This window comes from Thermovirga sp. (genome assembly GCA_012523215.1).
Taxonomy (GTDB): Bacteria; Synergistota; Synergistia; order Synergistales; family Thermovirgaceae; genus 58-81.
The window spans coordinates 1-3,018 of sequence record JAAYIZ010000308.1 but is presented as its reverse complement, the minus strand read 5'-3'; the positions used below and the strand labels follow the sequence as shown (position 1 = coordinate 3,018).

Annotated in this window: 4 protein-coding genes; all 4 read left to right on the top strand. The window is 52.1% G+C overall.

The window, feature by feature from the left end; all coding sequences use genetic code 11:
• Positions 1-627 (top strand): creatininase family protein (locus GX108_08290; GenBank protein NLO57020.1); only part of this gene is annotated, 627 nt, incomplete at its 5' end.
• Between the two features lie 15 nt (positions 628-642).
• The gene (locus GX108_08285) at positions 643-1,815 is read left to right on the top strand and encodes an aminopeptidase P family protein (GenBank protein NLO57019.1); all 1,173 of its coding nucleotides are present in this window, start codon (positions 643-645) and stop codon (positions 1,813-1,815) included.
• A 488-nt stretch (positions 1,816-2,303) separates the two neighbouring features.
• Positions 2,304-2,675 carry a RidA family protein gene (locus GX108_08280; protein NLO57018.1) on the top strand — a complete coding sequence of 124 codons (372 nt, stop codon included), beginning with the start codon at positions 2,304-2,306 and terminating at the stop codon, positions 2,673-2,675.
• 125 nt (positions 2,676-2,800) lie between these two features.
• On the top strand, positions 2,801-3,018 hold a 218-nt coding region (locus GX108_08275; GenBank protein NLO57017.1), incomplete at its 3' end, for a response regulator transcription factor.

The following is a 3,018-nucleotide window of genomic DNA, read 5'->3' as shown; positions in this document are numbered from 1 at the left end:
GATTCATTGATATGTGAAGCTGTCACCAGGGAGGCTATTTCGCTGTTAGACATCGAGTCGCCAATCGTGATCGCCCCTTTGCTCCCCATAGGTAGTTCAAATCACCACCTTTTTGCCTGCACCGTGTCCTTGAGCGCTAACACCTACATCCAAGTTCTTCGGGATATTTGCACCTCCCTTGCGACGTCTGGTTTCCGCCGATTGGTTTTCGTCAATGGCCATGGCGGAAACGATTTGCCCATGAGACTGGTATGCAATGACGTGATTCTCGATACCGATATCATAGTAGGTGCCTGCTCCTATTGGACCTTGACCTCAGTGTTGCCCGATCCGCCGATTACTCCTCTTGATCATGCTGGAACGTACGAAACGGCACTTATTATGCATATTGCCGGTGATCTTGTTGGAACGCCTGATCCCCGATTGGGTGACAAGGATGCCTTTTTTGACTTGGTTTTGAGTCCTGGGTTCTTGGTGAACCGACACGATGAATGGTCACGGATTGGCGGTGTAACCGGCCCTGCCGACGGAGCTTCTGCAGAGCTTGGTCGCCGAATTTTGGCAGACCGTGCTGCGGCAGTGGCTGAAGTATTGCGCCAATTTGACCTGGCGACAAAAACTGAGTGATAGGAGTGAAAGAAAATGGGTTGCACGAAATGTTTCGTACCTCAAGATCCGGCTTTTGGCAAGGAAGAGTACGCAAGGCGGGCGACCGTTGTAAGGGAGAATATGGGCAAGGCTGGCGTGGACTTGTTGTTGGTGACCGACTCCACCAATCTGTATTATCTCACTGGATTTGACAGTATTGGTCCTCTCGGGTTGGAGTGCCTGATTTTACCTCTAGACTTGGAACCCGTTTTAGTCATTAATGAATTTTATGAGCCTGTATATCACCATACCTCGGGCGTGTACTCTACTGTTTTTTACAGTGAGTTTCAGGATCCTGTCGAAGTTGCACTGGGTGCAGTTCGTAAACATGCAGCAGGAGCCAAGGTGGTGGGGGTTGATTACGCTTGGCCCAAGCAAATGGGCCGACTCGCTGAAGGCTTAAAGCGGAGTTCTTCAGAAATAGAGGTGAGGGACGGTTTCGGTATTATCGAATCGATAAGGATCGTTAAGACGGACCAGGAACTGAAGTACATGCGAGAGGCGGCAAAGCTCACCGAAATTGCCGTGGCAGCCGCAGCAGCAATCTTGGCACCGGGTTGTACTGATCGGGAATTGGCAGCCGCGGCGAGTGCTGCCATGTTCCGCCAAGGTGGAGACCAGGGGCCTTGCGATCCTATTGTTTGCGCTGCCTATCGCGGAGGGATTCCTTTTTGTAACTTTGCAGGCTATACCCTGAAGAAGGGTGATAGCGTCTTCTTTGAACTAACGGGAACGGTTCGTCGCTATGTGTCTCCTCTTATGCGGACCTTTTCGCTGGGTGCCACCGATCCTGAGCGTGAATTAGCCGCCCGGGTCACCAGTAGCGCTGTTGACGTTATCCTGGAAGTCGCCAAGGATGGTGTGCCGGCACAGACGGTAGCGGAAGCTGCCATGGGAGTCCTCGCGGAGGGCCTTCCCGACCGTCTTTTCCATAACATTGTCGGTTATCCCGTTGGAATTGCTTATCCCCCAACTTGGGTTGAGCGGCTTGGGAATAAGATTATGACCAACTCCCCGTTGATCCTTAGATCAGGCATGGTGTTCCATTTGCCGATGTCCTTGCGCAAACGGGGTTGTTGGGCCGTTGGATTGAGCCAAACAATTGTCGTCGGTCCTGAAGGATCAACACCCTTGGGAAGCACGCCAGCACGTATGGAAGTACTGTAGTACGCCTGGAATGGAGATTGGATATACAGATCTTCCCCGAGGGTGTTCCTAATTCAGACCTCGTTATAATGTTCGGATCTTGAGTGCCGATTTCGAGACGACCTCCTTGAGGAGGCAACTTTTTTTGTTTGCCCATAGGGAAAGAAGGTCTTACCCCTGGGGAAGGAAGTCTGCAGATGGGCACTTTCGAATGCGCGGGGGGGGCGGAAAGTGGTTTTCCCGCTTCCCCCGATTTCGATCCCCGCTGACTTAAGATTTTAAGGAGAGATTACGACGCCTCTTTGCGAAGTCCGGTGTCCCATGGAAAAATAAGCTTGTGCTACACTAATAATTGTGAACCAGGTGGATTGAAACAAATCGCTGCCCATCTCTGCAGGTTCAGCCTAGTCACTGGATATTACCCCCCGATTGAGAGCTACGAGGGCTAGGTCAGGCCCCATTTCCCAACGAGACTGGAAGATGAGAAACATGCTAAGAGGAGGATCGGACTGATGAAGAAGGAGATTCGTACCGATTTAGCGCCCAAGCCCATCGGTTTTTATTCTAAGGGTATAAAAGTGGGGAACAGGATCTATGTATCGGGAGAAGGTCCATTGAATCCTGAGACGGGCAAGATCCCCGAGACCATCGAGGAGCAGACCCGACAGGTTCTGACCAACATCAGTAACATTCTCCAGGCGGGGGTTGCCACCATGGACCATGTGGTGAAGGCCACGGTCCATCTTGCCGACCTCGAGGATTTCCATGCCTTCAACGATGTTTACAGGGAATTCTTCAACGCTCCCTATCCGGTGAGGACCACCGTAGGGAGTGCGCTGCTGGGAATCCTCGTGGAGATCGACGTCATAGCCGAGCTATAAAGAGCTGGTATTTTACCTGTAAAGAAAAGTAAAGGGCCCCTTTACAAGGGGTTACCATTCTTGACGGCTTTTAAGGCCTCCATGGGGTAGTATGGAGAAAACCTTCTTGATCAGGGGGAAAAGCCGTGGAACGGATACTGCTTGCCGATGACGATGCGGGCCTTTGCGAATTGCTCACCGAGTTCCTTGAATCGGAGGGCTTCAAGATCGAATCCATCCACGACGGCGGCAAGGTCGTCTCAAAGGTCCTGGCGGAACGGTACTCGCTGGTGATCCTGGACGTGATGCTCCCCGGGCTTTCGGGGATGGAGGTCCTGAAGGAGATCAGGAGGCAGTCCGCCAT

Excerpts from the sequence above, each read along its gene's own strand:
- GX108_08285 (NLO57019.1), top strand. The coding sequence starts at position 643 with ATGGGTTGCACGAAATGTTTCGTACCTCAAGATCCGGCTTTTGGCAAG.